Annotated in this window: 22 protein-coding genes; 12 read left to right on the forward strand and 10 right to left on the reverse strand. The window is 63.9% G+C overall.

Annotated features, from left to right (window positions below; translation table 11 throughout):
• Window positions 1-59 precede the first annotated feature (59 nt).
• The 3 genes from H292_RS27690 (at window position 60) to H292_RS0112200 (ending at window position 7,417) form a co-directional block, all read left to right on the forward strand.
• On the forward strand, window positions 60-4,808 hold the full coding sequence (locus H292_RS27690) for a phage tail tape measure protein (protein ID WP_231383828.1): 4,749 nt from the start codon (window positions 60-62) through the stop codon (window positions 4,806-4,808).
• Window positions 4,809-5,309: 501 nt separating this feature from the next.
• A complete protein-coding gene (locus tag H292_RS28160) occupies window positions 5,310-7,037 on the forward strand; it encodes a VG15 protein (RefSeq protein ID WP_020111601.1) in 1,728 nt (575 codons plus the stop codon).
• The gene (locus H292_RS0112200) at window positions 7,034-7,417 is read left to right on the forward strand and encodes a hypothetical protein (RefSeq protein WP_027498781.1); all 384 of its coding nucleotides are present in this window, start codon (window positions 7,034-7,036) and stop codon (window positions 7,415-7,417) included. The genes H292_RS28160 and H292_RS0112200 overlap by 4 nt, the downstream gene beginning before the upstream one ends.
• 673 nt (window positions 7,418-8,090) lie before the next feature.
• On the opposite strand, the gene H292_RS0112205 is transcribed toward H292_RS0112200, so the two are convergent.
• Genes H292_RS0112205 through H292_RS28430 form a run of 3 tightly spaced genes read right to left on the reverse strand, consistent with a single transcriptional unit; the run spans window position 8,091 to window position 9,118 of the window.
• The gene (locus tag H292_RS0112205) at window positions 8,091-8,294 is read right to left on the reverse strand and encodes a hypothetical protein (RefSeq protein ID WP_020111603.1); all 204 of its coding nucleotides are present in this window, start codon (window positions 8,292-8,294) and stop codon (window positions 8,091-8,093) included.
• Window positions 8,291-8,569, reverse strand: a complete 279-nt coding sequence (locus tag H292_RS0112210; protein WP_020111604.1) for a hypothetical protein — start codon at window positions 8,567-8,569, stop codon at window positions 8,291-8,293. Before H292_RS0112210 ends, H292_RS0112205 begins: the two co-directional genes overlap by 4 nt.
• 45 nt (window positions 8,570-8,614) lie before the next feature.
• Window positions 8,615-9,118: a hypothetical protein gene (locus tag H292_RS28430; RefSeq protein WP_196806169.1), complete on the reverse strand. Its 504-nt coding sequence runs from the start codon at window positions 9,116-9,118 to the stop codon at window positions 8,615-8,617.
• 315 nt (window positions 9,119-9,433) lie between these two features.
• On the opposite strand from H292_RS28430, the gene H292_RS0112220 reads away from it, so the two are divergent.
• The gene (locus H292_RS0112220; protein ID WP_020111606.1) at window positions 9,434-10,528 is read left to right on the forward strand and encodes a hypothetical protein; all 1,095 of its coding nucleotides are present in this window, start codon (window positions 9,434-9,436) and stop codon (window positions 10,526-10,528) included.
• Between the two features lie 43 nt (window positions 10,529-10,571).
• Here the strand turns inward: H292_RS0112220 and H292_RS0112225 are convergent, their stop codons facing one another.
• Window positions 10,572-11,039, reverse strand: a complete 468-nt coding sequence (locus tag H292_RS0112225) for a universal stress protein (protein WP_019667440.1) — start codon at window positions 11,037-11,039, stop codon at window positions 10,572-10,574.
• Window positions 11,040-11,183: 144 nt separating this feature from the next.
• Between H292_RS0112225 and H292_RS0112230 the strand changes: the two genes are divergently transcribed.
• Window positions 11,184-11,639: a cupin domain-containing protein gene (locus H292_RS0112230; protein WP_020111607.1), complete on the forward strand. Its 456-nt coding sequence runs from the start codon at window positions 11,184-11,186 to the stop codon at window positions 11,637-11,639.
• Between the two features lie 110 nt (window positions 11,640-11,749).
• Window positions 11,750-12,472: a GAF and ANTAR domain-containing protein gene (locus tag H292_RS0112235; RefSeq protein WP_170947465.1), complete on the forward strand. Its 723-nt coding sequence runs from the start codon at window positions 11,750-11,752 to the stop codon at window positions 12,470-12,472.
• 6 nt (window positions 12,473-12,478) lie between these two features.
• Here H292_RS0112235 and H292_RS0112240 read toward each other — a convergent pair whose 3' ends face one another.
• Complete coding sequence (locus tag H292_RS0112240) at window positions 12,479-13,963, reverse strand: DHA2 family efflux MFS transporter permease subunit (protein WP_020111608.1); 1,485 nt, start codon at window positions 13,961-13,963, stop codon at window positions 12,479-12,481.
• Window positions 13,960-14,577, reverse strand: coding sequence for a PadR family transcriptional regulator (locus H292_RS0112245; RefSeq protein ID WP_230594142.1), 618 nt, complete (start codon window positions 14,575-14,577; stop codon window positions 13,960-13,962). Before H292_RS0112245 ends, H292_RS0112240 begins: the two co-directional genes overlap by 4 nt.
• A gap of 188 nt (window positions 14,578-14,765) precedes the next feature.
• On the opposite strand from H292_RS0112245, the gene H292_RS0112250 reads away from it, so the two are divergent.
• The 3 genes from H292_RS0112250 to H292_RS0112260 are packed head-to-tail and all read left to right on the forward strand — an operon-like array spanning window position 14,766 to window position 19,901.
• Window positions 14,766-18,896, forward strand: coding sequence for a bifunctional nitrate reductase/sulfite reductase flavoprotein subunit alpha (locus H292_RS0112250; RefSeq protein ID WP_020111610.1), 4,131 nt, complete (start codon window positions 14,766-14,768; stop codon window positions 18,894-18,896).
• Window positions 18,897-18,909: 13 nt separating this feature from the next.
• Window positions 18,910-19,464 carry an isochorismatase family protein gene (locus tag H292_RS0112255; RefSeq protein ID WP_019667446.1) on the forward strand — a complete coding sequence of 185 codons (555 nt, stop codon included), beginning with the start codon at window positions 18,910-18,912 and terminating at the stop codon, window positions 19,462-19,464.
• Between the two features lie 44 nt (window positions 19,465-19,508).
• Complete coding sequence (locus H292_RS0112260) at window positions 19,509-19,901, forward strand: VOC family protein (RefSeq protein ID WP_019667447.1); 393 nt, start codon at window positions 19,509-19,511, stop codon at window positions 19,899-19,901.
• A gap of 27 nt (window positions 19,902-19,928) precedes the next feature.
• On the opposite strand, the gene H292_RS0112265 is transcribed toward H292_RS0112260, so the two are convergent.
• The gene (locus H292_RS0112265) at window positions 19,929-20,318 is read right to left on the reverse strand and encodes a VOC family protein (protein ID WP_019667448.1); all 390 of its coding nucleotides are present in this window, start codon (window positions 20,316-20,318) and stop codon (window positions 19,929-19,931) included.
• Entirely contained in the window at window positions 20,315-20,620 is a 306-nt protein-coding gene (locus H292_RS0112270) for an ArsR/SmtB family transcription factor (RefSeq protein WP_019667449.1), read from the reverse strand. Before H292_RS0112270 ends, H292_RS0112265 begins: the two co-directional genes overlap by 4 nt.
• Window positions 20,621-20,673: 53 nt before the next feature.
• On the opposite strand from H292_RS0112270, the gene H292_RS0112275 reads away from it, so the two are divergent.
• Window positions 20,674-20,967, forward strand: a complete 294-nt coding sequence (locus tag H292_RS0112275; protein WP_026348192.1) for a hypothetical protein — start codon at window positions 20,674-20,676, stop codon at window positions 20,965-20,967.
• A gap of 59 nt (window positions 20,968-21,026) precedes the next feature.
• Window positions 21,027-21,449, forward strand: a complete 423-nt coding sequence (locus H292_RS0112280) for a DoxX family protein (protein WP_019667451.1) — start codon at window positions 21,027-21,029, stop codon at window positions 21,447-21,449.
• 9 nt (window positions 21,450-21,458) lie between these two features.
• Here H292_RS0112280 and H292_RS0112285 read toward each other — a convergent pair whose 3' ends face one another.
• Together H292_RS0112285 and H292_RS0112290 are read right to left on the reverse strand one after the other, a co-directional pair.
• Window positions 21,459-21,914 (reverse strand): MarR family winged helix-turn-helix transcriptional regulator, encoded by a 456-nt coding sequence (locus H292_RS0112285; RefSeq protein WP_019667452.1) that lies wholly within the window; start codon window positions 21,912-21,914, stop codon window positions 21,459-21,461.
• 33 nt (window positions 21,915-21,947) lie between these two features.
• Window positions 21,948-22,523, reverse strand: a complete 576-nt coding sequence (locus tag H292_RS0112290) for a TetR/AcrR family transcriptional regulator (protein WP_230594140.1) — start codon at window positions 22,521-22,523, stop codon at window positions 21,948-21,950.
• An 88-nt stretch (window positions 22,524-22,611) separates the two neighbouring features.
• On the opposite strand from H292_RS0112290, the gene H292_RS0112295 reads away from it, so the two are divergent.
• Window positions 22,612-24,825, forward strand: coding sequence for a glycoside hydrolase family 3 C-terminal domain-containing protein (locus H292_RS0112295; RefSeq protein ID WP_020111612.1), 2,214 nt, complete (start codon window positions 22,612-22,614; stop codon window positions 24,823-24,825).
• Window positions 24,826-24,829: the final 4 nt, after the last annotated feature.

Raw genomic sequence — 24,829 nt, forward strand, 5'->3', positions numbered from 1 at the left:
AAGTTGCCGTTAACGGCCGGGACGCTCCAGCTCAGCTTCAGAGGGCGATGCAGCCTGCGATGACGCAGGCGAAGGCTTTCGGTGCCGCGATGGGCTTGGCGATCGGCGGCGCGACTGTCGCGGCCGGGGTCAAGGAAATCATCTCGATCGGTAACGACTACACGGTCACGATGAACACCCTTCAGGCTGTGTCGGGAGCGACTGCTGAGCAGCTCGCAGCCGCTGGGCAGCGGGCGAAGGAACTCGGCAACGACATCCAGCTGCCGGGTACCTCCGCAAACGACGCGGCGGCCGCGATGACGGAGCTCGCCAAAGGCGGTTTCTCCGTTCAGGAGTCGATGGACGCTGCGAAGGGCACGCTGCAGATGGCGGCGGCCGCGCAGATCGACGCCGCATCGGCGGCGACCATCCAATCCCAGGCGCTGCAGTCGTTCGGCTTGAATGCTGACTACGCGGCGAAGGTCTCGGATGTGCTGGCGAACGCTGCGAACGCGTCGTCGGCGGAGATCACCGACGTTGCGAGTGGTTTGCAGCAGTCCGGCGCAGTCGCGAACCAGTTCGGGTTGTCGATCGAGGACACGGCCGCGACGCTTGGTTTGCTGGCGAACGCCGGCATCCAGGGATCCGACGCTGGCACGCTGCTGAAGTCGACGCTGCTCGCGCTCACCGATCAGTCGAATCCCGCGCAGGGTGCGATCGAGGAACTCGGTCTCACGGTGTACAACGCGCAGGGTCAGTTCGTCGGAATGTCGGAACTGTTCGGGCAGCTCGACGCCGCGGCGGCATCGATGAGCCCCGAGCTGTACCAGGCTGCGACTGCGACACTGTTCGGGTCCGACGCTATGCGTCTGGCTGGTGTGGCTGCTGAGCAGGGTCGTGAAGGTTACGACTCGATGCGAGATGCGGTCGACCGACAGGGTGCAGCCGCCGAGGTGGCTGCCGCCAAGGTCCAGGGCCTGCCTGGTGCGATGGCATCGGTCCAGAACTCGGCCGAAACCCTCGCCCTGGGAATCTACGATCTCGTCGACGGCCCTCTCGAAGGACTGGCGACCAAGGGCGCCGACTTCGTCACCAACGTCACCCCCGGCATCATCGACGGGTTTTCCACCATCGGCAGCACGTTGGCCCCAGTTGCCTCGCTCGTCGGGGATGTCGCATCGGCATTCGGCGACCTGCCCGGCCCTGTTCAGGCAGTAGCCGTCGCCCTGGCCGCGGTCAAGGTCACCGGCATCGACGACACCATCGGCGAAACAATCAGCGGCTGGCGCGATTCGATCTCCGAGTTCCGGGAGGAATTGGCCGGCGAGGTCGAGATGCAAGCCGCGCTCGCTGGGATATCCGACGCCGATACTGCGAACCCGTTCGCCGGTCTCACCGAAGATGCGAGCGAGCTCACCGGCGCCATCGAAGAAAACGCCGAGCCCATCTCAGAGCTTGCAGCCGGTCTCGCGACCCTGGAGCGACGTTCTCCAGCGATCCGGAACATGGCTGAGGGCTACCGCGGCGTCACTGATCGGACTCGGGAGTTCGCCAACCAGCAACGTGCCGCCGCAGGGAACTCCGGCGTTCTGGGTTCGGCCCTACGCAACGCGACCGCACGCGCATCCGAATTCGGTGGCGTCGTCGGTGGCGCTGCAGTAGCAGGAATGCGAGGCCTCAAGTCCGCAGCCAGCGGAGTGATCGGCGCCCTTGGCGGTCCGTGGATGCTCGGCATCATGGCTGCCACTGCCGCGGTCGGTGGGATCATCTCCGAGAACGCCAAGGCGACCCGCCAGCAGGATCTTCTCGCCGACTCGTCGTCGAAACTCGCTGTAGCGCAGCGCGATGTGGCGAAAGCATTCCAGGAATCTCAAGGCGAGATGTCCGACACCGCCATGTCCGCGATCTCGGCATCCATCGGAACGGTGCGCGCCGACCTGCAGGGCCTCGCAGACACAGCACCGGGATTCTGGGCGCCGTTCGCCGCACTGGGCAAGGACATCGCAGCGCCGTTCCAAGGTGAATGGTGGACTGGTACCGAGCAGTACGACTCGCTCGAGCAAACCGCGGAGGCCGCAAAGCGCACCAAGGACGCATTCGACTCACTGAACATGTCGGACGCCGACCTGGCCGCAGCAGTATCCGGAACCGACCTCGAATTCGCGCAACTCACATCGCAGCTGCGATCGTCCGTTGACGGCGGTGTCGAGGCCGCCGCCAAGCTTCGTGAGGTGCGCGAGGGTATCGAGCAGGCCCGCCAAGTCGCCAAGAACACCACCCCAGGGTTCTACGACCTACAGGTCGCGGTGGCGACACTGTCCGACGAGTCCGCGACAGCCGGCGAACGAATCGACGCGATGCGGGTGGCACTCGACGTGCTCGCAGGCAAACCGATACCTCTGTCCGACGCCCTCCAGAAATACAACGACCAGGTGCGTGCAACCGCCGACGCTGCGGCAGGGTGGGATCCGGCCGGTGGCATCGGCGACGCACTGATCGGTGAGGGTGGCACCGTCAACACCGCGACCGCCAACGGATCACGGCTCCGCGACGTTCTCCTGAACATCAAGGACGCAACGTTGGGCGTCGCCGAGTCCGGCGGCGACCTCACCCAAGTGTGGGCACAGAACGACTCCCAGCTGCAGCAGCTCTCCCAATCGACCGGCGTCAGCGTCGATGCGCTGCGACGGATGCTCGAAACCGAAGCGCTCATCCCGAAGAACGTCGAGATGCTCGCAGCGCTCAAGGGCGCAGACACTGTCGAACAGCAGCTGCAGATCATTCGCGGACTGCTGGACCAGAACGCCGAAGGTGTCGAGATCCCAACTAAGGCTTTGACGGCGGACGCCAAACGGGAACTCGAGATCGTCGGAGCGAAGGTCGAGGAGGTCGACGGCAAGCCCGGTGTGGTCAAGATCAGCGCACCGAACGCAGAGGTGCTCGCACAAATCCAGGCCGTGATCGACCGCAACATCCCGGACAAGACCGTCGGGGTGAACGTCGTCGTCAACAACCCAGGTGAGGTCGATCGACGGGTCAACGATGCAATCCGCGCCGGCATCGCTGTGCCCGGACAGACATTCGCCGAGGGTGGCGCGCAGATCCCGAACGGTGCTCTGAGCGGACCGGGGACAACCACTTCGGACTCGATGCTGATGTACTCGCCGGGGTACGGGTACTGGCGCGGATCGACCGGTGAGCATGTCCTCGACGCAGGAGACGTGCAGGCGATGGGCGGCCAGGACGCCGTCTATCGATTCCGAGAAATGTTGCACAGCAACAAATCCAGCGGTCCGATGGTGGGTCTTCCAGGTTTTGCTGAGGGTGGCGCCCTGGACCGTGTTCGTGACGTCGGCCGCCGCGCGAACGGCAACCCGTATGTCTGGGGTGGCGCAGAGGTTTCCGGTGCCGACTGCTCTGGTTTCGTGGCAATCCTCCAGCGGGCGGCCATGGGACAGGGCGAGTCCGGGCGCCTCGGCACCACCTACTCACTGCTCGCCGGTGAGTGGCCTGGGCTAGTCCCCGGTACGCAGGGTCCGTTCGTCGTGGGCACCAGTGAAGAGCATATGGCCGCCACGATCGGCGGCGTCAACTACGAATCGGGTGGCGCGAACAACGGCATCACTGTCGGCGGTTCCGCTGCGGGAGCGTTCGATTCCCAGTTCGGCAGTCAGTACTACCTGCCTTGGGAGTTGTTCGCTCCTCCGTATGATCCGGCTTCCGGGGGCGCAGCAGTTGGCATGTCCGGCCTCGACTCTGCGAGTACGTACACCACTTCCGGTGGGTATTCGTCGAAGCGGAAGGCAACGTGGGCTGAGAAGGACGATCTGGCGCTCGAATCAGCCCGGATCGCGATCACCCAAGCCGAGGAAGACCTGCAGGCTGCCCTCGGCAATCCGAAGAAGTCCGAGGCTGACAAGGACCAGGCGCGGATCAAGGTCGAGAAGGCGAAACAGAAGGTCAAGGACCTCGAAGCGAAAAAGGACGCCGCAGCGAAAGGGCTCGACGCTCCCCCAGCGCCTGATGCCCCAGAGCTCACGACGAACTACAGCGACGAGCAACTCTCGGCGCTCGATGCAGAAGCCGCAGTCGTCGACGCCAACCTCAAACGCAACGAAGTGTACGCAGACCCCGAGTCCACAGACGAAGACAAGCGTGCCGCCGATCGAGCTCTGCAGCGCGCAAAGAACGCCCTCGCGAAGGACAAGTCCGGGTCGTCGTCGAGCAGCAGCACCGGCGCGTACACAGCCGACCAGTGGTCCTCCGTCGCCGGAGACCTCGCTAAGAGCTTCGTGTCGGAGACCTTCGCCGATGTCCTCGGATACTACGAGGCAGACAACATGGGTCCGCTCGCGAAAGCAGCCGTCGCATTCGGAATGGGCGCCCTGGACCTGCAGAAGCAACACCTCGAAGACAACGCGAAGCTCCTCGACAACGCGAAACCAGGTACACCCAACGAGATAGCCGGGCAGCTCCCCACGACACCCGGCACACCGGACTGGATCGAACTGTTGCGCAAGGGCCTGATCCCTACCCCGAAGCTGTTCGACAACGGCGGTGTCTGGAAGTCAGGGACGTTCGGCCTGAACATGTCCGGTCAGGACGAGGAAGTCCTGACCGGGTCCATGCGGCGGAGCGTCGCGCAGGAGCTGGCGTTGTCTCGTGCGGCTCGGTTGGCGCCTGCAGCGTCGGTGTCCGAGCGCCGCGAGGCTCGGCCGATCACGGTGAACAACAACGGCTACGACCGCCGTGAAGTCGCAGCAGGTATCCGTCAGGCCCGGCAAGAGGACGAATGGTTCTCGCGCGCAACCAGGATCGGAGAATCGTGACGACCTACCGGCCGCGGGCAGTCATGGTCAAACGGCCCACAACTGCCCAGTCGTGCCCAGACACCCCCAGGGCCTATACCCCTTCGAGCTCCGTTCTGCTCTTCACCGCGTCTGAGGTGAGCCGGTGATGGGGATAGTTCAAGATTTTCGGCTTCTCGGCAACTGTGGCGAATCCTGCGATGGTTCAACACACGAAGGCGTGCGTGACGAACATCGTCACGCATGGCCCGAGTCAATATCGGCGTCAAGCTCACCGCAGGTGCTCGTCATGGCATCACCGCGGAAGTATGGCCGGCTAGACGGCGAACCCCATGCGCTTCGGCGCAGCCTCCTTCGCGCCGTCAACAATCCGACCAGCGCCCTCCCCGGTGCGAACCACTCGCACCGCGACACGCCGAAAGGTGTCCCCAATCAGTGGACGCCTTTCGGTGTGCACTACCGTTTCCGATCAGAAGCTGCTGGCTGTGGGCCGGGCGACACTCCCGATCTTGGAGACGCCTCATGTGCAGCAATCTCCCCACCGAGCGCGGTCGCCTGATGCCGCTACCCGACGCAGCCGGGAACTACTGGCTCGGACAGCAGAAGATCACCTTCGCCACCCTCGCTGTGGCGAAACGGCTGTGGCTCAAGCTCGACGAGAAGAACTTCGACGAGTCCTGGGATCGAATGTCCCCGACTCTCATCCAAACCGTCGAGCATGCCCAGGCCGCCGCGATCACGCGGGCAACGGCCTACGTGCCCAATGTGCTCGAGGAAATGAACATCGACGTCGATCCGGTCGCCGAACTCGAACCCGCCGCACTGGTCGGAGTCACCGGCGCCGGTATCCCCATCGAAGAAGCTGCATACAGCTCGGTCATCAAAGCGAAAAGCGCTGTCATGCAGGGCGTCCCAGCTGAAGCGGCATTAGCTATCGGCGGGGAGTACCTGCAGATGCTCGTGCAGACAGCTCTCGCCGACACAGCCCGAGCCGCCGAGTCGATCCAAACCGTCTCCCGACCCGGCCTCGGGTACGTGCGGATGCTCAACCCGCCGTCGTGCTCGCGATGCGTCATCCTCGCCGGACGGTTCTATCGATGGAACGCCGGGTTCAAACGCCACCCACGGTGCGACTGTAAAAGCATCCCCGCACAGGAGTCGATCGCCGACGACCTGACCGTCAACCCTCAGCGCTACTTCGAGCGCCTCACCCGCGACGAGCAGGATCGGACATTCGGCGTCGCCAACTCCCAAGCCATCCGCGATGGCGCCGACATCAATCAAGTCGTGAACGCAGGACGTGGACTGCAGCAGGCGCAGGTCTACGGACGCCAGCTCGAGTACACCACCGAGGGAACCACGCGACGTGGTGTCGCCGGCCGCATCATCCGCGCACGCGGCCGCACACCCAACACCACGCCCCGACTGATGCCCTCCGCAATCTACGACATCGCCGAAGACCGCGCCGACGCCCTCCGACTGCTACGACTCAACGGATACCTACTCGACCGTGGAGGAGTCCCACTGTCCGGTCGCGGATCCCGGACAGGTATCACTGCCGCGCCCGATGCAGTTGTGTCGAATTTCGACACACGTGAACCGCTGCCGCTGCCCGCGCCCGTCGAGACGCAGCTCTACAACGCCGACATGGACGCAGCCACCTATTGGGCCGTCAAGGACAACGTCGAACGCTACCCCGAGCATCTGCGTGAACGACTCGGAGAAGCAGGCGTCACCGTCCAGCTCTCACCCAAGCTCACCGAAACAGCAGGCGGCGCCAAGTGGGCAGGCGTCCAGTACGCAGACGGCCGCACCTTCGACGACATCAACGCCGTCTACGACGAGACCGCCAAAGCTGTCCTACTCAACGGCAACCTCGCAAGCGGATCCACCAACACCGTCTTCCACGAGATGAGCCACGCCGTCGACGACACCGCCCTCAGCGCACGACCACTCGACGTCGACTGGCAAGAGCCCGGCCAACCAGTTGTGACGAAGACCGTCACAACTGTGTCCGACGACCCATACCTCGTCTGGGCACACGATCGCGTCCACGACGCGGGGATGGCCGACGCGTACTACCGAGTCGGCAGCATGAACAACAAAGCATCCGGCCGATCCGAGTGGTTCGCCGAGTCCGTCGCGGCCATCATCAACAACGATCCCGTTCAACTCCTCAAGGTCTCAGCCTTCGACAGCCAAGCAATCGACGTGCTCCGCTGGTCCCTGACCCGTATCCTCGACCTATGAGAACGCCCGTGCTGATCCTCGACGACGGCCGGTACCTCACCTACCAAGGCGACGTACTCCCGGCCGCACCCGTCGACCCCGAGCAACTCTCGGCACGGCAAGCGATCAACCCCGACTACACCCAGTACGACTGGTATCGAGAGCACGCCGACGGCGACGCACTCACTCTCGGCGAAGTCTTCGAGACGACACTGCAGACCGGCCGCGTATCGTTCTCGGCCCAGTGGTTCACAGCGGCTCGCAGACAGGGTCGCGAACTCGCAGACCTGAGCATCCTCCCCGAAGGAATGGCAGACATCGATCCCGGTGCAGCCGTGGAGAAACTCTCCATGGCTGAAGGACCGACACCTCAGCCAGTGGCCGCGCCGCCACGGCCCTGACAAGCATGTGCCCGGCACCAACCACAGCGTTGAACACCGTGGTTGAGAGTGCGTGCCTTCCGACCAGCCACGATGCCGACGCCAACACACTGCGTGACCTTTTTGTCGACGCCAACAAAATGATCCTGACCAGCGCAAACACCACCCAGGGGCCAATACCTTCCCCACCCCCTCTCGAGCTTCGCCGCGGGGGAGACCGGTCGGAGGTCTGTCAGGTTCAGAGGATCTCGCCGAACGGGCTTGAAACGCACCGCATGCGCCGGTCGGACCGCTTGCACCACTTCCAAACAGGCGCCTCCTCAAAGCGGTGAACCGCCCTCGGTGGAGAGGTTCTCGGCGAACCGCTCTCCGCGGTGCACGGTGCTCAAGTCCGCGCACGGGGGTAGGGGGAAGGACCTCTGAGCCGCAGCCGCCGGCACCCCGGGTAAGGCAAACTCCCACTGCCGCGAATTAGACGGTTCTGGTGGGAGGCTGCTCCTCAAAGGCGGCTCCCCGATCGAAAAGCTCTATCCTGCGGCAGCGAGAGTTCTGCTTACCCGGGGTGGCGACCCAGACGGTGTCAGGGCTCCTGCCCCACCCCTTTCCGAGGAATCCCCAGACCCGTACACAACAAGATCTGCCTCAGACGGGGTGGCAGTCTGGCTGACCATGGGAGGGTGCGTGCCCCTGGGGGTCAGTCTTTGCGATTCTCAAGCTCGACGATTCGTTGCTCGAGGTCGCGCAATGCGGTGACGATGCGGACCTCGGCCACGCCAACGTATAGGTCGATGGTGTCGTAGTCGTCGTCGAGTTTGAGCAGGCGGAGCGATTCCGCGAGTGAGTACGTGGTGCGCAGTTCGGCCGGAATTTCGGGGAGTTGTGGGTATTGCACGCTCATCTCACCCCGCCGTCGAGCATGCTTCCGCCAGGAACGTAGTCGGCTTGGCGGAGGTGGGCCGCGATTTCACGGATAGCGGTTTGGTAGGCGCCGTCGCTGTTTGGTGGCTGAGTGTGGTCTTTGTCGATGGCCTCGGCCCATGCGTCGAGGTGTTCGGCGATCTCAAGGTGGTTGAGGTAGATCGCGGGGTGGTCTCGTAGCGCTTGGTCGACGGTTGTCTGGTCGTAGGACGCAAGTTCGTCGGTGTCGAAATTGAAAAAGGATGGGGTGGGCATGATGTGGGTTCGCCGTTCTGTCGTGTTGGGATTCGAGTCTGTGCCTCAGCCAAGTGTGAATGAAAGGGGTTGTTGAATCTCGGTTTCGTCGTAGGTCAGGCCTCCTCGGTGTGAGACCTCGACCTCGTAGAACTTCTCTCCTGCGGGTACCGAGTCGACGGTGAAGGGAAAGGTGCATGCGCCGGAATCTGTGACCCCGTCGCGTAGCCGCCCGGTGGCGAGGACGGTTCCTGACTCGTTCGAGACTTTGATTGCGGCCCCGGCGTAGATGTCGTCGTAGCCGCCGTCGCCTACACAGCCTGTTCCGCCGTACTCCCAGCCGCTGGATTTAGTCAGAGACATCGTCCCGTTTATGGCGAACGTGGCGGCTTCGCTCGTTCGGTTGAGGAGGAGAACGCCTCCTGTGATGACGCCCCCGACAGCTAGAGTCGCCAACGACCCTATGAGCATGTAGATGGCGGGGTGGAGACGCCGCGGTTGTCGTGTTGGAGTTTGGGCCGCCGGTCCGGAAGTGGACGGCGGAGGTGCGTCGGGCGGTGGAATGGTCATAGACAGCTTCTACCAGACCGTGGCGACTGTTTCTCTACTTGTCAGTCACGCGAATGACGGATGCGCGTCCACCGACTCATCGTTTATCCATCTTTTATGAATCGGAAACAACCGGAATTAACCAGAACTGACCAGAACAACGGAGCGCCGAGAATGCCAGCTGCACAGTTCTTTTCAGGTAACAACAAAAATTGTTCAGTCGTCGCTGCCGATAATCCATTGGTCGCGGGTTCGAGCCCCGCCCGCCCCACGTCTGGTCCACCGCGCACCGACACGCCTCGGTAAAACCATATGGTTTCGTGTCAAAATTCGCCGGTGAACTCAGTACGCGTCCGAGTCCAGTCGGCGTCGGCGAAGCAGATATCCGCGGTCATCGATGTTCCCGGTGGCGGCAGTTTCGACGTCTCCACGCAGTCGAACTACACGTTGGATCACTCTGCGACACCGTGGCTTGCGCCGGCGCTGGCAGCGGGTATGCGTCGGCACCGAGATCTCGTCATCGACGGGACGGTAGACCCGACGGCTCTCGATGGTGCGACGAAGGCCCAGAAAGTGTTGGCCGACTGGTACAGGACCTATCGTCGGATCGAAGTTTCTGCAGCGCAATCACCGCCCACCAGGGCGCTTCCTGAGCGGGCGACCGGCGTCGGCTGTTTCTTCAGTGGTGGCGTCGACAGTTTCTATTCGGCGATCACGCAAGCGGATCGCATAACTCACCTGATTTTCGTTCACGGTTTCGATATCGCTGTCGGCGATTCCGAACTGGCCCGGAAAGCGTTGACCGGCGCCCGCGCTTCTGCTGCAGAACTCGGTAAGCCCCTCATCGAGGTCCAGACCACGGTCCGGTCGGCACTCGGGGACCCTTTGGCTCTCGATTGGGGGCACGTCTTTCACGGGCCGTCGCTCGCCCACGTCGGACTTGCACTGTCGAAACACTTGGGGACGGTTGTGATTCCCTCGTCCTACAGTCGCGATCAGTTGCACCCATGGGGCTCGCACCCGTCCCTCGACCCGTTGTGGTCCAGCGACTCGGTGTCGTTCGAGCACCACGAACTCGACGTCGGCCGGTTCGGGAAGATCAGGAGAATCAGCAATTCGGACACTGCGATGAACAACTTGCGTGTGTGCTGGCTCAACACCGACGGGGCTTTCAATTGCGGAGAATGCGGCAAGTGCGTTCGAACGAAGCTCGGTCTCAGGACAGCGGGAGTAAAGAGCCCCACGCTCCCCGGATCCATAAGTCCTGAAGCTGTCCGGACCATGTATGTCAGCGAGGGTGAGCGCACGTTCTTGCGGGAAGGTCTCGCCGCAATGCAAGACGCTGGAATTCGAGACGAAGCGCTGACCAGAGCACTCCGGTATGCCATTCGCCGCAGCTACGTTCGACGCTTCATTCCGTTCTCTCGCTGATCGAGCTCGATATGTCCACCGTTGCCTGGATCAGCGGCAAGCTTCACGGCACCACGGTCACCGGCCATCGCCCGGCTTTGACCAATCGCACGGCGACGGATCCGAACATTCGATGGCCTGCGTGCTCGGAGGCGCCGACGACGATGGCGTCGGCGCGTAGTTCGTCGGCGACGGCGACGAGGCCGTTGAAGGGGTCACCGGTCGCGGTGCGGAATTCCCACCGGATCGCGTCGGTGTCGTGGGTCGACTTCTGAATGTAGGCGAGGAGTTCGTCGGCGATTTCCTTGCCGGTTTCGACGAGAGAGATTCCGGCTTGGCCCCAGGCGGCGGTTGCGATGGGTTGGACGTAGACCAGGACGAGCAGCGAGCCTTGCCGGCGAGACAGTCCGGCGGCATAGGCTGCGGCACGCCAGGCCGAATCGGAGCCGTCGATCCCGGCGAGGATGACCTTGGGCCCGTCCACTCCGTACTCGAAGACGGAGGAATCGGGGGCATGCGCTGGCTCGTCCACCCTTGCAGGTTACCCAGCCTCACGATCGCGTCGGTCACTCCTCCCGACTCCGCTCTCGGCCGCGGAAATTTCGATACCGACTCCGCGATTGACCTGCGTATCTACGCTGGGTGCGGGTCGGCCCTTCCACGAGAGGTGAACCACATGTCCGTGCTTTCTCGCTGTGCCGCGGTAGGCGTGTCCTGTGTCGCGTTGGCCGGCCTCTCCCCTGCTCTTGCCGGTGCGACGCCTCCGGCCGGAGTGACAGCGGAAACTCTGGCTCATGTTTCGTTTCCGCTGATCGCCGGCAGCGCAGAGTTCGCCGGCACCGATTTCACTGCGCGCCGGATCACCATTGCACCCGGCGGAACCACGGGATGGCACTATCACGACGGTCCGGTGTACGCGTACGTCGAATCCGGTGTTCTGACAAGGACTTTGCACGACTGCACCAGGGTGTCGACGCCTGCGGGTCAGGTTGTTGCCGAGGAGGTCGACGCCAGCCACGTCCATCAGGGCGCCAACCTCGGCGACGTCCCCGCGGTTCTGTACGCTGCCTACATCGAGCCTCCGGGCAAACCGTTTGCCGAGGATGCGCCGGCGCCCCTGTGCGCCGGGTGATCGATCCACTGTGACCACTCGGTATCCTTGACGGTCGAATGCAGCTTCTCGAGTCCAGGGCAGCGACACCAGACCCTGTGCGATATCCGCACACCCCGATCGGAGTGTTCATGACCGGTGATTTACACGCCAACGGAATCGCGTCGACCGATCCGGCGACGGTGTTCGCGGCTCTTGCGGACATCGTGTATCGCGGTACCAGCGCCGACGAGGTGTACTCAGCCATCTGTGTTGCTGCGACGCTGCTGGTCGACGGGTGTGACCATGCGAGTTTGATGGTCGTTCAGCGGGGTCAGCCGGTCACTGTGGGTGCGTCCGATCAGGTGGCGCGGACGGTGGACGACATCGAGCGCGCCACCGGCGAGGGCCCGTGTCTGGACGCGATCGAACAGGAATCTGCTCAGATCGAACCCGATTTCCTGTCGCCGACGCAGTGGCCGGCGCTTGCGCGAGGCGTGGTGACGCGGACTCCGGTCCGCGGAGCGATGGGTTTTCGGTTGTTGCTGGGCACCAAGAAGGTGGGCGCGCTCAACCTGTTCAGTGACACCCCTGGGGCGTTCGACGGTGCCGTCGCGGATCGCGCCATCGTGATCTCGGCGTTCGCCGCGGTGACGGTGTCGGCGATCGCGAGCGGCGAGGAAGCCAGCACCCTGCGTGCCGGGTTGGAGAGCAACCGTGAGATCGGCAAGGCGATCGGCCTTCTGATGGCGACGCACGACGTCGGCGACGATCAGGCGTTCGAGATGCTGCGCAAGACGTCGCAGGACATGAACGTGAAGATCGCTGCGCTTGCGCGATCGGTGATCGAAGCGCACAAGCGCAGCCTCCCCTAGTAGGGGTCACTCACTCCGGACAGGTGGCCCTGGTGCGTCGACTCGCTTGGGCAGAGCGAAGACGAGCAGCAGTGCCGCGACACCGAATGCCGCACTGACGGCCATTGCGACGGACGCGGCGTGCATGAATCCGCTGGCCACGGTGTCGGGGCCGGTGATCGTCAGCGATCCGAAAAGGACACTGCCGATCACCGCGATGCCGACGGCGCTGCCGATGCGCTGCATCGTCGAGATCACGCCGCTGGCCGCTCCCGCATCCTGACGGTCGACCGTCGCGACGATGAACTGCGCGTTCGGTGCGATGAAGGCGCCGTTGCCGAGTCCGCCGATGAACAAGGGCAGCAGCAGTTTCCAGTTGGTGAGGTCTGCGGCCTCGGTGGTCGCGAGAACGATCCAGATCCAGATCAGACCGATGGCGACGAACGACGTCCCGAGCAGCAATACTGTGCGCCCGAGGCGTTGGGTGAGCTTGTTGCTCTGCGACGACGCGATGATGCTTCCGATTGCGAACGGCAGCATCACTGCTCCCGACGACAGCGCGGAGTTGCCCAGACCTGATTGCCACAGCAGCGACAGCGTGAAGAAGATACTGGTGAACGACGCGAAGTACACGAGCGCCAGGATGGTGCCACCGGTGAAGGCCGGGTGGGTGAAAAGCTTGGGCGGCACCAGCGGGTTGCGTCCGCGTCGTGTGTATCGGACTTCCCATACGGCGAACGCAGCGATCAACAGCACACCTGCGACGAGCGTCAGATACGTCCACAGTGGCCAGCCCTGGTCCTGGCCTTCGATCAGCGGTACGAGCAGCGCGACGAGACCTGCGGTGACGAGAACGAGGCCCACCCAGTCGATTCCGGATTGCGGCGTGGTCTCCGTCTCGGATCGCTTCGGCAGCAGAACCGCGGCGGCGATCAGTCCGACGATGCCGATGGGCAGGTTGACCCAGAACACTCCGCGCCAACCGTTCTCGTTTCCGAACGCCTCGATGATGAGACCGCCTGCTATGGGACCGAGCGCGGTGGAGACGCCGATGACTGCGCCCATGATCGCAAAGGCCTTGCCCCGCACCTGCCCTGGGAACAGCAGCTGGATGAACGCGGTCACGGCGGGGACGAAGATGCCACCGGCCAGCCCCTGGACGATACGGGCGACGACGAGTTGGATGTCGTTCTGAGCCAACCCACATGCGAAGCTGGCCACGGTGAACAGTGCCAATCCGGCGAAGAACACCCATTTGTGACCGATTCGGTCACCTACTTTTCCGGCTGGAATGAGCGCAAGCCCGAACGCGAGGGCGTACCCGGAGATGATCCAGGACAGCGTGGCCTCGGACGCGTCGAGACTGGTTTCGATGGTCGGGAGTGCGACGTTGACGATGGTGGTGTCGAGCAGCGCCATGAACATTCCGAGCAGCAGCACCACCAGCGCCTGCCATGAGCGGCGCGGCACCACCGCGGCCGGTGCCGAGGCTCGTGAGTTGATTTCGGTCATGGTGTGGAAGAGCCCTTCGATCGGTGTGATGGCGGTGAGTGACGTGGTGGCGGAAAGTGTGTGCGTGCACGTTCCTCGGCGACGAGGTCGGGTAAGGCGTCGACGAGGCTTTCGTGCCAGTCGATTTCTGCGTGCAGGCGTTTCTCGCGATGTTCCAGAGCGAACGTCTCGGCCCTCGACAAGTACGGCCGCGCCCGTGCATTTGCTTCTCGGGCGGTGTGCAGTAGTTCTTTCAGCATCGCGATGCGCCCGGTGACGATGCCGGGAAGCTCGTCGAGACGGTCGGGGTCGAGCCTGCTCAGGGCCAGGTCGAACGGATCGGGTCGTAGCACGTAGTCGGTCAGTCCGTCACGTCTGAGTTCGCTCAGTGCGACGCGACCGGCCTCGGTGATGCCGTACACCTGGCGAGCCGGGAAGTTGCCTTCCTGCTCGGTGCGTACATCGGAAATCAGACCTTCGGCATGCAACCGCTTCAGCGCGCCGTACAGCCCGCCGACGGAGATGTCGGTCCACATGTGGACGTGCTCTTCCTCGGCCAGCAATTTGAGGTGATGTCCGTGCATCTCACCACGCTGGGCAAGAGACCCCAGGATGAACAGGCGGATGGACGACACGGAACTACTCTCGCAGGAGTACTCGCGCAAGTCAAAGCGTCTACCAGCGGAAATATCCCATTCATCGGATTCGTCCGGATCCGATCCGGTCGACTTCACGTCGTGCACCGGGCAGCCGTGAGGACAACGTCACATCGGCCTAACCGACAGGTCATCGATGGGAATCCTCGGACGATGATCGTGGGTTCGTGGCAACAGAAACAGTCGACGTCAGTGTGGACACCGTCAAGACGGTGTGTGCGTACTGCGGCGTCGGATGCGGAATGACGTTGCAGATCACCCGGGGACCCGACGGCCCGGCGACGGTCGAGAGGTCCGTCGGAGACAAGTCTCATCCGTCGAACTTCGGCCGACTCTGCACGAAGGGTTCGACGACGTCGGACATGCTGCTGGCTCCCGGGCGCCTCACCACTGCGCTGACTAGAGCCAGGCGTGGGGACGACCCGGTGCCTGCGGACACACGTCGGACGATCGAGGAGACGGCGCGGAGGCTGCGGGCGATCCTCGACGAACACGGACCCGACTCCGTTGCGATCTACGTGTCCGGGCAGATGTCCTTCGAGGCGCAGTATCTGTCGAACAAGTTGGCCAAGGGTTTCATCGGCACCAACCAGATCGAGTCCAACTCGCGGCTCTGCATGGCCAGCGCAGGTACCGGCTACAAGCAATCGTTGGGAGCGGACGGCCCTCCCGGCTCGTACGAGGATTTCGATCACGCGGACGTGTTCTTCGTCACCGGGGCGAACATGGCCGACTGTCACCCCATCTTGTTTCTACGCATGATGGATCGGGTCAAGCAGGGCGCCAAGCTGATCGTGGTCGATCCTCGGCGCAACGCAACCGCGGACAAAGCTCACCTGCATCTGCAGATCACCCCCGGAACCGACCTGGACCTGTTGAACGGTCTCCTGCACCTTCTGGTCGCCGACGGTCACGTGGATCGCGAGTTCGTCGACGAGTTCACCGACGGCTGGGACGCCATGGAGAGCTTCCTCGCCGAGTACACGCCGGCCGAAGTGAGCAGGAGAACCGGCATCGACGAGCAGGCACTACGGACGGCCGCGACGTGGATCGGCGAGGCCGACAACTGGATGAGCTGCTGGACAATGGGTTTGAACCAGTCGACGCACGGAACCTGGAACACGAACGCCGTGATCAATCTACATCTGGCGACCGGGGCGATCTGCCGTACCGGCAGTGGTCCGTTCTCTCTGACCGGTCAGCCGAACGCCATGGGCGGCCGCGAGATGGGGTACATGGGCCCCGGTCTACCGGGTCAGCGGTCCGTGCTGTCGGAGGAGGATCGGACGTTCGTGGAGAACCGGTGGGATCTTCCTCCGGGAACACTCCGCACCGAGGTCGGCGGCGGCACCATCGACATGTTCTCACGCATGGCCGACGGCGACATCAAGGCATGCTGGATCATCTGCACCAATCCTGTTGCCTCGGTGGCAAACAGGAAGACAGTCATTGCCGGACTCGAACGTGCCGAGTTGGTGATCACTCAGGATGTGTTCGCGGACAACGAGACCAACGGATACGCCGACGTCGTCCTTCCCGCCGCACTGTGGACGGAATCGGAGGGTGTCATGATCAACTCCGAACGCAACCTCACACTGTTCCAGAAGGCCGTCGACGCTCCGGGGCAGGCGTTGCCGGATTGGCAGATCATCGCAGCGATGGCGTGCGAGCTCGGATTCGCCGACGCTTTCACCTATTCGAGCGCCGAGGAGATCTTCGAGGAGATCAAACAGTTCTCCAATCCGCGAACCGGGTACGACCTGCGCGGAGCGACGTACGACCGTCTGCGCGCCACCTCGTTGCAGTGGCCGTGCCCGCCGCACGACGACGCCGACCGGCATCCCATTCGCTACGTCAACGACGGGATCAGCCAGACTCAGCGCGTGCTGAGCGACGGATCGGTTCCGCGCCTGTCATTTCCTACGCCGACCGGCCGAGCGCAATTCTTCGCTCGACCGTCCATGGCACCGGCGGAGATGCCCGACGACGACTACCCGTTCCTGCTCAACACCGGCCGACTTCAGCACCAGTGGCACACCATGACGAAAACCGGAAAGGTGGCCAAACTGAACAAGCTGAACCCTGGTCCCTTCGTCGAACTGCATCCCCTCGATGCCGAACGGCTCGGCGCTGCGAACGGCGACCGGATCGAAGTAGCATCCCGGCGTGGCCGAGCAGTGCTGCCTGCCGTGATCAGCGATCGCGTCCGACCGGGAGACTGCTTCGCGCCGTTCCACTGGAACGACTCCTTCGGTGAATACCTGTCCATCAACGCCGTGACCAACGACGCGATCGATCCGTTGTCCCAACAGCCCGAGTTCAAGGTGTGCGCCGTGACGTTGACCAAGGTTGCCGGGGCCGTCGAGAAAAGCGACCCCGTGCCCGCTTCGGCTTCGCCTTCGGCAATCGACGCGTTGGCCGGCCTGGTCGGCGATCACGCCGGACCGGCGCTACCACTTCCCGTGCACGAACAGCGTTACATCGCAGGCCTTCTCGCCGGTCTCCGCGCGGATGGTTCGTTGGCCGGCACTCCCATGTTGCCCGCCACTACTCCCCTCTCCCCCGAGACCCGAGCGTGGGTGGAAGGACTGCTCGCAGGCCTGTTCTCGCGCCAGGACGTAGCCGCACTGGACGCACAGGCGGGGAGCGACGCGCTCGGGCGGGATGCATCGGACAAGGCAGCGGTGCTCGTCCTGTGGGCGTCGCAGACCGGCACGGCCGAGGAGTTCGCCTACTCCAGCGTGGATGCGTTGAGAAACGCCGGCATCGCGGTGACGGAGCACGTCATGGACGATTTTCCGGCCGCTCGTCTGTCGCAGTACACAGACGTGCTGCTGATCAGCAGCACGACCGGTGACGGTGACGCACCCGACAACGGCGCGACGTTCCTCGACGGACTCAGCGGGGACGACGCCCCGGATCTGACCGGACACCGCTTTTCGGTGCTCGCATTCGGAGACTCAAACTACGACGACTTCTGCGGCAACGGGCGTCGACTCGACAGCAGATTGGCCGATCTCGGCGGCGAACGCCTCGTGGGCCGAGTCGACTGCGAACCCGACCACGAGGAAGCGTCGGCGATGTGGCTCGAACGGGTGCTGGCCAAGCTGAACACGGCATCGCAGCCCGTCCCGCCGGCCGTGATCGCTCCGACGTCAGCATCGGCCGCCGGAGCGCCGTCGTACGGCAAGAAGGCGCCGCTGCCCACTGCACTGGTACGAAACACCCCACTGAGCGCGGCCGGCTCGAGCAAGGACGTCAGGCAGTTCGGATTCCACTTGCCGGAAGGCACGCTCACCTACTCGGCGGGTGACGCGCTCGGCGTCTGGCCGCGCAACAGTGACGTGTTGGTCGAGGAATGGCTGGGCGCAACGGGTCTGGACGGAGACACCGTCGTCGACCTTGCCGGGCACGAGTCGATGCCGCTTCGCATCGCTCTCCGCGACCGGCTCGAGATCGCGAAGGCCACACCGGACCTGCTGAAGTTCGTGCACTCCCGCACCAACGACGCCGACCTCGAACGAATGCTGATGCCGGAGAACAAGAGTGCGCTCGCGGACTGGATGTGGGGTCGGCAGTCCATCGACGTACTGGCTCACGCTCCGGTGACAGCGGACGTGGACCAGTGGCTGACGGTACTGAAGCCGCTGCAGCCGCGGCTGTACTCCATTTCGTCGAGCCCGAAGGAAAGCCCGAGCGAAGTGCAACTGACCGTGTCCACGGTGCGGTTCAACGTGCACGGCATACCGCGTCGCGGTGTGTGTTCGACGTATCTCGCCGACCACGCCGAGGGTGTGGACGTGGGAATCTTCGTTCAGAAGTCGGCGCATTTCAAACCCCCGGAGGACCCGACCGTACCGATGATCATGGTCGGACCAGGGACGGGAATCGCCCCTTTCCGCGCCTTCCTGCACGAGAGGCGCGCTCTCGGCCACACCGGCCCGAACTGGCTGTTCTTCGGTGAGCAACATGCCGCAACGGACTTCTACTACCGCGACGAGCTGACGACGATGCTCGACGACGGTTCCCTCACGCGCCTCGACGTCGCGTTCTCTCGGGATCAGGCATCCAAGGTGTACGTGCAGGATCGGATGGTCGAGCACGGTCCTACGCTGTGGAAGTGGCTCCAGGAGGGCGCACACTTCTACGTCTGCGGCGACGCGTCACGCATGGCGAAGGACGTCGACAACGCACTCAAAGGAATTGTCGCTCAGCATGGTCGGCTCGCTCCAGCCAGCGCCGACGCCTACGTCAAGTCGTTGTCGGCCGAGAAGAGGTACGTCCGCGACGTGTACTGAGTATCGTCGTCGCATGACGATGTGGAAGGACCGCCCGCGTACCGCGCTGCTCGTCGTCGACGTTCAGGTCGACGTAATGGCGGCGTCGATCGATTCCGACACCGTGGTGGGTCGCATCGTCGACTTGGTGGAGAAGGCACGCTTCGCTGGTGCGCCGGTGGTGTGGGTTCAGCACTCGGCCGACGACCTCGTCGTGGGATCTCCGGGCTGGGAGTACGTGCCACAGTTGAGACGGGACGCGTCCGAACCCGTGATTCACAAAACGTACGGCGACTCGTTCGAGGACACCGATCTCGACGCCGTCCTCGCGACGTCGGCCGTCGGCAGGATCGTCGTCGCGGGCGCCCAGACGGACTTCTGCATCAGAAGCACACTGCACGGCGCGCTCACCCGCGGTTACGACACCGTTCTGGTCGGTGACGCGCACACCACGGAGGATTTGACCGAGTGGGGTGCGCCGAGCCCGGAACAGGTGATCGCACACACCAATCTGTACTGGGACAACCAGCGCGCCCCGGGAAGGAAAGCCGGAACGGTTTCGACCGACGAGATCGACTTCGGCCGGTAGAGCAGCGCTAGGCTCTGCCGAGGTGCCGGGCTCGAGGAGGACACATGGACATGAAGTTGGAACTGATCCCTATCGCGGTGAGCGACGTCGATCGAGCCAAAGCGTTCTACGTGGACAAGCTCGGGTTCGTCGCCGACGTGGATGTCACTCCCGCGGAGGGTGTTCGCGTGGTTCAGCTGACCCCTCCCGGGTCGGCATGTTCGATCAGCATGGGAACCGGGCTCGGTGCGTACTCGATGCCTCCCGGTTCGACCAAAGGGCTGCATCTGGTCGTCGCGGACATCGAGGCATCGCGGGCCGAGTTGGAACACCGCGGCGTTCGGGTCGACGACGTCCAGGATGTGGGGGGCGGGGTGAAGTACGCGGCATTCGCCGATCCCGACGACAACACGTGGACACTGCAGGAGATGGCGTGGCGCACCGGGGACGCGTTCTAGACGCCCGAGCCACGCCTGCGCTCCATTTCAGCCTGCGTAGCTGGAAATCTGAATCAGGTTGCCGCAGGTGTCGTCGAACGTCGCGACGGTGACCGGGCCCATGTCGGTGGGCTTCTGCGTGAACACGACGCCGAGGCCGACAAGACGCTCGTATTCGGCGCGGACGTCGTCGACGGCGAAAGACGTGGCAGGAATGCCGTCGGCCATCAGGGCGTCGCGGAATGGCTTCACCGCGGGGTGTTCCGCAGGTTCGAGGCCGAGTTCGGGGCCGTCTTCGTTGCCTGGACCGACCAACGTCAGCCACTTGTGTTCGCCCAGCGGAATGGCGTGCTTGACGACGAATCCCAATATGTCGGTGTAGAACGCAAGCGCTTTGTCCTGGTCGGACACCATGAGGCTGGTGATGTAGATCTTCATGATTTCTCCTGTTCTCCGGCGACCGGCCATCGGTCGCCTATCGAGCGAAGCGGTGACGTGTCGAGATAGTGAAACTTATAGCGGCCCTTGCGTTCCGAGCGAATCAATCCGGCGGCCTCCAACACGTCCAGATGCTGGGACACCGCCTGCCTGGACAACGAAAACCCGTGGATCGAGATGAGTCGGGTGCACAACTCGAACAGCGTCTGCTCGTCGCGGAGCACCAATTCGTCCAGAATCACTCGACGGGTGGCATCAGACAACGCCTTGAACAGTTCGGGAGTCCCCGAGTCCTCGGGCATGGGAAAACAATAGGCAAGTACGCGCTTGCATGTCAATGCGTACCGTCGACTTCATGCCCGATGGCCCCGAGCGCACCGAAGACGGTCGATACGTCGTGATCAACGGTCGCCGATGGAGGGCGACCGACCCGGCAATTCCGGAGGACCGAGCCGCGGAGCTACGGTCGATACTCATGGCGTGGCGTCGAGACGTGAAGGCAACGGGCGGCGCCCCGGAGTCACGGGCAGGAGTTCAGGCCTCCAAGGTTGCGCTCGGCGAACGCGGCACACCCTGGTGGGACCAAACCGACGACGAGCGTCGCCGACGCTGGGAGACCCCGGTCCCCCGCCCCGGCGACGACACCTGACCGCCGACTCCGCGGAGCCGATCACCACGATCGAGGAATGACTGCACGCGGTGCGGGGTATGCGGCCGGACATGTCGAGAACCGAACTTCCCGAAACCACCCCCGCTCGCACGGTTGCCCGCTACTCGCTGGCGGGCATCCTCGTCTTCGCCGGCGTCAGCCACCTGTTCTGGGCCCGCGACACCTTCCGCGCGCAGGTTCCCAAATCGATCCCCCTCGACGAGGACGGCGTCGTGATGGCGTCGGGGGGTGTCGAGATCATGCTCGGCGCCGGTCTTGCCGTCGTGCAGAAGGATCGAGTCCTGCTGGGTCGCCTCGTTGCCGCGTTCTTCGTCGCGATCTTTCCCGGCAACATCGCCCAGTTCGTCAACAAGCGTGATGGTTTCGGCCTGGACTCGGACGGAAAGCGTTTCGTCCGGTTGCTGTTCCAACCGCTGCTCGTCCTGTGGGTGCTGTGGTCGACAGGCAAGCCGCGCTCGTGATCGAACCTGTCAACCGGTGATGTGTGACCTCATGCGATCGAATGCCTGTCCCAGTGACGCGACGTCTTCGGTTGTCAGGCGATCGAACATCAACTCCCGCACGGCAGCGACGTGTCCCGGGCTGGCGTCGGCGAGCTTTGCCATCCCCGCGTCGGTGAGTTCGGCCGACATCCCACGCTTGTCGTCGTCGCATTTGACTCGGTGCACCCAACCGGCGTCCACGAGCCTGGTGGTTGCGCGCGTGACGCCGCTGCGGGTGGTGGTCACGGCGTCGGCGAGTTCGCTCATGCGCAGCCTGCCACCGGGCGCCTCGGACAGCACGACCAGTAGTTCGTAGTCGGCGAACGAGATGCCCGAGTCACGAGTCAATTGCCCGTCGAGCGCGCGCACCAGCAGGCGGGTCGCGTCGAGATAGGCACGCCATGTGTGCTGCTCGGAGTTGTCGAGCCACCGTGTGGACGTCATGCGGTGAGCTTACCTATTTGATTGATTCGGAAACTACTTACCGGCCCGTCGCAGTACTTCCCAGAAGTAGGACACATGCTGCGCCATGTCGAGCTCCGGGTCGAACATCCAGTGCGTCTGCAGTCCGTCGATCATGGCGAACATCATGATCGCGATGCGCTCGGCATCGAGATCCGACGGTAGTTCACCGGACGCTTGCATGCGCTCGACCTCGGCAGCAAGCCCGGCGCGAGACAACCGGTAGCGCTCACGGAAGAACTCGTGGGACGGGTGATCCTTCTCGGCCGCCTCGGAGGCGAATCGCGAGTACAGCTGCACCAGGCCCGGCACCTCCGCATTGTGCTCGACCAATTCGACCAAGGAATCCTCGCCGGGGTCACCGAGCGCGCGGTCGACGTCCACCTCGTCGCGTCGCTGCAGAATCGCGGTGAACAGCACTTCCTTGGTACCGAAATAGTGGAGCAGACCGGCCTGACTCAGTCCGACGGCGTCCGCCAGTTCTCGCACGGTGGCCTTGCTGTAGCCATCGCGCGCGACGATCTCGAGGGCCGTCGTCAGGATTTCCTCCCGCTTGGCCACCCCTTTCGAGTACGCACCTCGTCGAGCCACGAGGAGAACTGTACGGCGGGTCCGTTGCAGACCAAAACCGAGCGACGTACTGTTTTGGTATCACTTCCTTTCGACGACGAGGCGAGCCATGGACCAGAACACCGAGATCACCGACATGTCGCTTGCCGACAAGATTGCGCTGGGAAGCGGAGCGGACTTCTGGACCACCCGCGCTGCCGGATCCGTGCCGTCGCTGATGCTGACCGACGGCCCACACGGCGTCCGAAAGCAGACCGGGGCGACGGATCACCTCGGACTTGCCGGCAGCGCCCCTGCAACATGTTTTCCGCCCGCTGTGGGACTGGGCCAGTCCTGGGACCCCGAACTGGTCGGTCGCGTCGGCGAGGCCCTCGGCGTCGAAGCCCGCGCCCTCGATGTCGACGTGCTTCTCGGCCCCGGCGTGAACATCAAGCGAGACCCCCGCTGCGGCAGGAACTTCGAGTACCTCTCCGAGGACCCTGTCGTGGCAGGTATCCTGGGTGCGGCGTGGGTGAGCGGTCTGCAGAGAACCGGCGTAGGGGCGTCGCTGAAGCACTTCGCGCTGAACAACACCGAGCACGATCGAATGCGGTCGAGCTCGGACGTCGATGCGCGGCCGCTCCGCGAGATCTACCTGAACGCTTTCTCCCACATCGTGCGCACCGCGAACCCGTGGACGGTGATGTGCTCGTACAACAAGATCAACGGCGTCTACGCCTCCGAGAACACGTGGCTGCTGACGGACGTGTTGCGCGGTGAGTGGGGTTTCGACGGCGTCGTCGTCAGCGACTGGGGTGCCGTCGCCGACCGTCCGACGTCGGTTGCGGCCGGTCTGGACCTCGAAATGCCCGGCCGCGGCGGCGCAACCGATGCACAGGTCGAGTCGGCCGTGAAGTCCGGCGCAGTTCCGATGGCTGCAGTCGACCGCGCAGCCGAGGCCGTCGCTCGACTCGCAGGACGCGTGCGCCGCAATGACGGAGCCACCGCGCCCGACCTCGATGCTCATCATGCCCTGGCACGCGAAGTAGCTGCACGGAGCGTCGTTCTGCTGAAAAACGACCGCGACGTTCTCCCTCTGCGACCCGATCACCGGATAGCCGTGATCGGCGAGTTCGCACAGGAGCCGCGTTATCAAGGCGGTGGCAGCTCGCACGTCAATCCCACCCACCTCGACGTGCCAGTCGACGAAATCCGGCGGCACGCATCGTCCGTCACATACCACCAAGGCTTCACGACGACCGACAACCCACCGCATGCCGACGCTTCACTGCATGCCGACGCAGTCGCTGCTGCCGCCGACGCGGACGTGGCCGTGGTGTTCGTCGGAGTCGGTGCACGTCAGGAGTCCGAGGGATTCGACCGCGAAGACATCGACATTCCCGAGGATCAGCTGGACCTGATCACAGCCATCGCGCGGACGCAGCCGAGAACCGTCGTCGTACTGTCCCACGGCGGTGTTCTTCGCCTGCAGCCGATTTCGACGATCGTCCCTGCGATCCTCGACGGCGCCCTACTCGGCCAGGCAGCAGGCGGCGCTCTCGCGGATGTTCTGTTCGGCGTCGTCAATCCGTCGGGCCGGTTGACCGAGACGGTTCCGGAGAGAATCCAGGACGTGCCGGCCTATCTGAACTTCCCGGGCGAGAATTCACACGTCCGCTACGGGGAAGGCATCTTCGTCGGGTATCGCTGGTACGACGCCCGCGAGATCGAGGTGACCTATCCGTTCGGACACGGATTGTCCTACACCGAGTTTCGATACTCCGATCTCGACGTGTCCGTGACGGACTCCGGCGTTACCGTGTCGGTCACCGTCACGAACTCCGGTTCCCGGTCCGGCCGCGACGTCGTTCAGGTCTACGTGGGCAAGCCCGATTCGACGCTCGTTCGAGCGCCCCGCGAGCTGAAAGGGTTCGCCGTCACCTCCGAGCTGGATGCAGGTGCCGACGAGCGCGTCGAGGTTCACCTCGACAGATCCGCGCTCGCCTACTGGGAAACTCGAACGGACCGATGGGCCGTCGAGGACGGTGACTACACCGTCGACGTCGGCGCGTCGAGTCGCGATATCCGCGCGTCGGCAACGGTGGCAATTTCCGGCGATTCCGTCGAGATCCCGCTGACCATGAACTCGACTCTCGGAGAAGCACTCGCCGACCCGCGGACCGCTCCCGCCCTGGCCGACATGTTCCCTTCCGCACCATCGGGTTCCGACGACGCACTGGGCGTCGACATGGTGCGCATGATGGCGTCGATCCCGTTGAACCGCCTCGTCGGATTCGGAATGGCGCCGGAGGTGTTGAACCGAATCGTCGAATCGGACCGATGAGACG

This window comes from Rhodococcus sp. 114MFTsu3.1, assembly GCF_000383555.1.
In the GTDB taxonomy this organism is placed as follows: Bacteria; Actinomycetota; Actinomycetes; order Mycobacteriales; family Mycobacteriaceae; genus Rhodococcoides; species Rhodococcoides fascians_E.